This is a genomic window from Longimonas sp., assembly GCF_046498435.1.
Lineage (GTDB): Bacteria > Bacteroidota > Rhodothermia > Rhodothermales > Salinibacteraceae > Longimonas.
In genome coordinates this window covers 1-6980 of record NZ_JAWOAR010000030.1, presented here as the reverse complement: position 1 = coordinate 6980, position 6980 = coordinate 1, and the positions used below count along the sequence as shown (strand labels likewise).

General features: G+C 61.6%; 4 protein-coding genes. 2 read left to right on the top strand and 2 right to left on the bottom strand.

Annotation, left to right across the window (positions count from 1 at the left end):
- Positions 1-80: 80 nt before the first annotated feature.
- The gene (locus R6U20_RS01290; protein ID WP_410336062.1) at positions 81-746 is read right to left on the bottom strand and encodes a hypothetical protein; all 666 of its coding nucleotides are present in this window, start codon (positions 744-746) and stop codon (positions 81-83) included.
- A gap of 308 nt (positions 747-1054) precedes the next feature.
- Between R6U20_RS01290 and R6U20_RS01285 the strand changes: the two genes are divergently transcribed.
- Both R6U20_RS01285 and R6U20_RS01280 read left to right on the top strand, forming a co-directional pair.
- The gene (locus tag R6U20_RS01285; protein ID WP_410336061.1) at positions 1055-3880 is read left to right on the top strand and encodes a TonB-dependent receptor domain-containing protein; all 2826 of its coding nucleotides are present in this window, start codon (positions 1055-1057) and stop codon (positions 3878-3880) included.
- Positions 3881-4163: 283 nt separating this feature from the next.
- Positions 4164-5714: a hypothetical protein gene (locus R6U20_RS01280; protein WP_410336060.1), complete on the top strand. Its 1551-nt coding sequence runs from the start codon at positions 4164-4166 to the stop codon at positions 5712-5714.
- A gap of 419 nt (positions 5715-6133) precedes the next feature.
- Here R6U20_RS01280 and R6U20_RS01275 read toward each other — a convergent pair.
- Positions 6134-6980: acetoin utilization protein AcuC (locus R6U20_RS01275; RefSeq protein ID WP_410336059.1), on the bottom strand; the 847-nt coding region annotated here is incomplete at its 5' end.

The window sequence follows — 6980 nt, the reverse complement described above, 5'->3', positions numbered from 1 at the left end:
TTGTATACCCTTTCTTTGATGTGAGAGTTACACTATTGCAGTCTCATATCGACGGTAACTGTCATAGATAAGTACTTCTATCACCAATGCACGCCCAGGGTCAGTCCAGGGCGCACCAGGCCCTGACGCGGTCCGGCGAGGGCGACGGAGAGCGTGGGGGCCAGCACCAGTCGGGTGGAGGCGCCGCTCGTTGTCATGAGGCCGGGAGCGGCTTCGAGCCACAGGTGGTCGTGCGTGCTGCCGCGGTGGAGCCACTGCGCCTCGGCATCCAGGCGAATGCGATGGAGCCAGTCCGCGCCGCCCGGGGTCCAGGTGTGAACGGGGGAGCGGAGCCCGACCGCCGTCTCCAGAAACACGCGTTCGACGTGGAGTGCGGGATCGGGCTGGGCGAGTTGCTGCGAGCGCATGCCCACCGCTACATACGGAAAGACCGCCGGGCTTGCGCCCGAGTCGTAGCGCAGGGTGCGCCCCACACGCAGACTCAGCGCGGCCGCCGACCCGCCTGCTGCCGCGATGCGTGCATCCGAGAAGAGCGCGTTGAAGGCGGGGGCAAACAGGGTATAGAGCGCCACGCCGACCGCGCATCCCGCCAGATTATCGGCACATTCGTGGTCGCCGTAATCAGGAGGCGGGGGGTGGTTCGTTGTGTCGGCGAGGGCAGCAGGTGCGCTGTGGGGCGATGCGGGAGAAGCAGCAGCGGTCGGGCCTCCAACAAGCAGTAGTGCGGCCACAGCGAGTGTGGCCACAACGCACGACCAGGAGCAAGAGGAACGCATATCGATGTAGCGCACTTGGGGACGGTTGAGTACAGGTGTGTGGGAAACGCCGCGTTGCAGATCGATCGGGTGGAGCAACACGGAGGTCCCCAGGGATTCACATAGCCGCCCGCACGGCCCCCATCGTCACATTGAGGGATGTGCGTGAATGGGTGAGCTGGTCGTAACACAAGCGCTATGCAAAGGAAATCGTGAGATAACATTGCGCCCTTATGTTGGGCGGTGCATCACAGCGGGCTCACCATGTCCAGCCGTGATGCGCTCACGCTATGCCTCGTATGTCCCGATATACTGTGCGGTATCTGGTTACAACGCTCGCTACAACGTTTGCACTTCTCTTTTTCTGCGCTGGGGTGCATGTCGCATCCGCCCAGACCGGTACGATTGCCGGGGTGGTGGTAGATGCCGGGCAGGGCGACCCGCTGATTGGGGCCACGGTGGCCATTGAAGGCACCACGCAAGGCGCTGCTGCCGACCTGGAAGGCCGCTACCGCCTCACCAATCTGGAGCCAGGCGAGTACGACATGCGCTTTTCGTACACCGGCTACCAGTCCAAGACCGTTGAAGGGGTTACGGTGGAAGCCGGAGAAACGACCCGTCTCGACATCGACCTCACCTCCGAAACCCGTGAACTCGGCGAGGTGACGGTTTCAGCACAGGCTGCTCGCAACTCTGAGGCGGGACTGCTGCGGCAGCGCCAGCGCGCTTCGGGCGTCAGCGATGCCATCAGCGCGGAGGCCATTGGCCGCTCGGGGGCCGGTAACGCCGCAGACGCCATGAGCAAGGTGACGGGCGCATCGGTGCTCGAAGGCAAGTACGTAAACATGCGCGGGCTGCAAGGGCGCTACGTAAACGCACAACTCAACGGCACCAACCTGCCCAGCTCCGACCCCGACGGCAACAGCGTAGCGCTGGATCTCTTCCCGTCGAATATCATCGACAACATCGTTGCCACGAAAACCTTTACGCCCGACCGGGCGGGCGACTTTACGGGTGGGTCGATCGACATTGCGACGAAGGCGCTTCCGGAAGAGTTCTTCTTCAACGTCTCCCTTTCTTCCTCCTTCAACACCGAAGTGGGCCTCGGCGGCGACGTGCTGCGTCCGACCGAGGGGCTCGACTCCGTACCCAGCGCTGCACAAGGTGAACTGCCGTCAAGTCTGGGGCAAGTGTTTAACGATGACGAGAAAGCTGCTCAACTTGACGCAGCCACCCAGGCATTTGCTACGCCCATCATACCCGCCGAAGAGTCTGTTTTAGGGAACCAGAGCATCGAGATTGCGACAGGCAATCAGTTTGAGGTGCTCAATGGGCGCGCGCTGGGCGTGATCGGCTCATTCTCGTACGATCGCTCGTTCGAGGGCTTTTCGGATGGAACCACTGCGCGGTTTCAGCAGGTGGGCGTGTCGTCAGAGACGCTGAATCCCAATTCCGACTTTACGACGCAGAAGGGCGTCGAGGAGACGATGTGGAGCGGGTTTGTGGGAGCGGCGTTCCAGCTTACGCCGAATCACGAACTCGGGGCGCGTCTGCTCTACAATTCGGGCCTTGAAGAAGAGGCGCGCTTTGAGTCCGGAGCACTGCCGCGCGACCTGAGCGGCGATCAGGTATTCCAGACGCGGGCGCTGCGCACGACCGAACGTACGGTGCGGTCGGCGGAGCTGCGGGGTACGCATCAGTTTGGCGATGAGGGGCTCCGGGCCGAATGGTCGGCCTCGCTCGCCGAAACGACCCGCGAAGAGCCCGACTACCGCTTCTTTGCAAACCAATTCTCGACCGCTGGGGCCGACACCACATTCGGCATCTCGCGCTCCATCTACCTGGGCCCCACGCGCTACTTCCGCGACCTGACCGAAGACAACCAGTCGGCGAAGGCTACGCTTACGCTTCCGGTGGGCGAGGCGCAGTTTAAGTCGGGCGGCCAGTTCGCGCTCCGGTCTCGCACATTCCGGGAGCGCCGCTTCGAGCATCTGAGCGACGAAGCGCGCTTTCAGGGCAGCCCAAATGGGTACATCAATGAACAGGCCGGTCAGGTGGGAGACGATTTGCGAGGACGCAATCGCTTTGGCACGTACATACTCGACCGCACGCAGCCCTCGGGCAATTACGACGGCGACCAGGACGTGTACGCTGGCTTTGCGATGGCCGAGCTGCCCGTGCCTGGGGTCGAAAACCTGGAGTTCATTGGCGGGGTGCGTGTCGAACGCACCGATATGTCGATTGCTACGACCGACGGAAGCAGCGCTGGGCAGTTCGAAACCACCGATCTGCTCCCTTCTGCCAATCTGGTGTGGGAGGTGCAGCCTGCCATGAACCTGCGGGCGGCCTACGGACGCACCCTGGCGCGCCCCTCCTTCCGAGAATTCGCGCCGTTTAGCTCCTTTAGCTTCATTGGCGACTACATCGAAATCGGCAACCCCGAACTTACCCGCACCCGCATTCACAACCTGGACCTGCGCTGGGAATGGTTCATGCGTGGGGGCGAACTGCTCTCGGTCGGCGGATTCTACAAGTCGTTTACTGATCCCATTGAGCGCACCATTGACACCGAGGCGGCGGGCTCGGACGTGGTCGTAGAGTACCTGAATAAGTCAAGCGCTACCGTTTATGGGCTCGAAGTTGAAGCACGCACGAAGCTCGACCGCCTGGCCCCGTGGCTACGTCACGTGCAAATAGGAGCGAATATGTCGCTTGTTCAGTCGGAAGTAGACCGCAGCGAAGAAGAGCTTACCGCAATCCGCGCCTTCGACGACGATCCCAGCACAACCCGCCAGCTGCAAGGGCAGTCGCCGTATCTGGTGAACCTGAACGTGAGCTACGAAAACCCTGACAGTGGAACCAGTCTCAACGTTCTCTACAACCGCTTTGGCGATCGTCTTGATACGGTAACGCGCAACGGGCTCGACATCTTCGAAGAAGCCCGCGGCACGCTCGACGTAACGGCCTCGCAGGCGTTGATGCACGGCATCACATTCAAGGCCTCGGTCAAGAATGTGCTGGATGCTGAGTACGTCACGTCGCAGTCGTTTGGCGGCACCACCTTTGTCAACGACCGCAACCCCATTGGGCGCACGGTGTCGGTTGGCGTATCGTACGGACTCTAATTGCACGCTTGTATTTCATCCTTTTGTACCTCGTGCCTGGCCGGGGTGCCCTACACCGCACACGCTGGGCCTTAAACATCCACCTAATGAAGGGACGCAGCCATTGTGGCGCGTCCCTTCGGTGGTTCAAGGCGGCATGTTACCAAAACAAAAACAGGCCGCACCCTCATAATTCTGCGCATTCATTCTGTATCCTGCACCTATGACATTTTTCTCAACGACACCTGACCGCCCGTCTCGCACGGCGTGGTACCGAATCTTGAGCATGACGGCACTGGTTTTCATGCTCGTACTCGCTGGATGCGATGACGACAACCCGGTCGGCGACGATGACGATGACGACGACGATCCTGAGCCGTTTGAGGTAGCCACCTACGACACCACTGAAACAGACGACGGTGTCACCGAAATCACCGTATCGGATGACGAGGAAGACCTTGGCATCGGATACACCAACGAAGATGGCGGCGAGGTCAACGAAGTCACGTGGACCAACGACAACGTCTACAAACTTGACAACTTCGTCTTCGTGCTCGAAAATCAGACGCTCAACATTGAGCCGGGCACGATCATCAAAGGCATGGCTGGATCGGGCGAGAACGCTGCTGCGCTTATTGTGACGCGGGGCGGGCAGATTTTTGCGGATGGCAATCCGGATAGCGCCGATCCGGCCCAGGCCGACCCGATCATCTTCACCGCAGAAGCTGACCCTGTCACCCCCGATACCGCTCCGGCCGATGACATCGGTCTCGGACGCGGAACCCGCGGCGAGTGGGGCGGCGTGATTCTGCTCGGCGATGCCGGGCTGAACTCGACGCCGGGCGAAACCAACATTGAGGGCGTACCGGGCGATGAGCGCACGCTCTATGGCGGAGACAACGACGACCACGACATCGGCGTCTTCCGCTTCGTATCCATTCGCCACACCGGCACGCAACTGGGGAACGGCGACGAGATTCAGGGCCTTACGCTGGGCGGCGTTGGTAACGGCTCGACCATCGAATATGTCGAGTCCTACGCCAGCGACGACGACGGCTTTGAGTGGTTCGGCGGAACCGTCAACCAACGTCACATGATTGCGGCCTGGGCCTCCGATGACTCCTTCGACATGGACGAAGGCTACCGCGGCAGCAACCAGTTCTGGCTCGCGGTGCAAGCCGGCGATGAAGCGGGTCGTATTGCCGAGCAAGACGGCGGTACGGATCCGGAAGATGGAACGCCCATTGCCGACATTCGCGTAGCTAATGCCACCTACATCGGCATTGGCCCCGAGCTTGCAGATGCAGACGTGGCAGGCGACGGAAACGACCCCTTCATCATCCATCGCGACAATAACGCTACGTCGTACTTCGGCTCGGTCTTTATGGATGCACGCCTCAACGCGGGGCTGCAGATTGAAGACCTCGGCTCAGGCGAGGATAGCCGCGAGCGCTGGTTGGCCGATGAACTCCGCTACGAGAGCAATCTGTGGTGGAACATCGGCCCGGACTTCGACCCGGAAGCCACGACCTTCGAAGACATCATCCAGCTGACGGGCGATGGCGACGGCGGTGAAGACTTCCGCACCAACCTGGCCGATTATCTGCGGGAGGAAGGCAACCTGTTCGGCACCGAACTGCCGATCACAAGCATCAACCGCGACGAAGATGGCCTCATCGTCTCGTTCAATCCGCTGGCCGCGGGCGAAGCCACGACTGCCCCGGCAGAGCCCAGCGAGTTTGACCGACCCGGTGTAAACGGTGCCTACCAGTCGGTAGACTACCACGGCGCTTTCGGTACCGCCAACTGGGCGGATGGCTGGACGCTCCTGAGCCGCACCGGCGAACTGGAGTAACAACCATACGTCGCGGCGCGTGAACAACGCGCTGCGTCGCCAAACAGGCCCGCCCGCTGTGCCACAATCTGGCGCAGTGGGCGGTTTGTTGTTGGGGAAATGTGCCCACATCCACACGTAGAGGCACCGCTCGTGCCTGTTTAGCGGTTTGTAGCCCGGAACGGGGAGCGGAGCGGACGTTCCGGGCCGGTGCTTAGGCCAAGTTAGAGCAGGGCAGAGCCCCTGAACAGCCTGCGTCGCACGGCAGAGCCATGCGACGAGCGTAAGCAAAGAACCCTTTGCCCGGGATCAGAGGCGAAGCGGATATCCCGGGTGGTTATGGAACCACGCTAAACAGATACCACCGCGCGCCGTGTCCCTACACCCAACACAGAGCGACCACCGAACATTGCTCCAGGCACGGGGACAATGCCCCAGAATCAATACCACAGCGGTGCAATGCGCTCCAACGCCCGCTTGCTGACCTGGCGGTTCTGGGCTTCAATCGCATCGCGGCGTTCGATATCGAAGGTGCGGGGTTTGTCGTGCAGGGTGGGCGTAAGGGCAGCCTCGCTCTCGTCATTCCAGCGGTCGAGCCAGTCGGCAGGGAGGTCAGTGGGATGTTCGGCCTCCAGCACATGATGCACCAGCAATGCCCAGATGCGCACGGTGGCATCGGGCTGATAGCCGCCGCCGAGCGTAAAGAGCGCACGCCCCTCGGTGTGTGCCTCCGCCAAGTTCAGAAGCTGCGCAAACATTGCGTCGTAGGCGTGGGTGGTGAGCAGCAGGTCGGCGAGCGGATCGCTAAAGTGCGCATCGGCGCCGCACTGCACCACGAGCACATCCGGCGCATAGCGTTCCACAGCAAACGGCACCACGCGCTCGAACGTCTCCAGATAGCTGTCGTCCTCGGTAAACGGATCGAGGGGGATGTTTAGCGCACTGCCCTCCCCTGCACTTCGTCCCATTTCGTGGATGTGCCCCGTGCCCGGAAAGAGGTAGCGCCCCGACTCGTGCAGACTCAGCGTGAGCACGCCCGGATCGGTTTCGTGGATATGCTGCACGCCATCGCCATGATGCACGTCGATGTCGATGTACGCCACGCGCATCCCTTCGTCGCGCAGCGCCTGGATGGCCATCGACAGATCGTTGTAGACGCAGAAGCCTGAGGCCTTGCGCGCATGGGCATGATGCAGCCCGCCGCCCAGTTGCAGTACGCGGTTGGCCGTGCCCTGCGCAATCAGGCGTGCGCCATGTAGCGTGCCGCCACAGAGCGCCCGGGCGGCC

Coding starts and splice junctions, on each gene's coding strand:
- R6U20_RS01280 (WP_410336060.1), top strand. CDS start 4,164: ATGCTCGTACTCGCTGGATGCGATGACGACAACCCGGTCGGCGACGAT.
- R6U20_RS01285 (WP_410336061.1), top strand. CDS start 1,055: ATGTCCCGATATACTGTGCGGTATCTGGTTACAACGCTCGCTACAACG.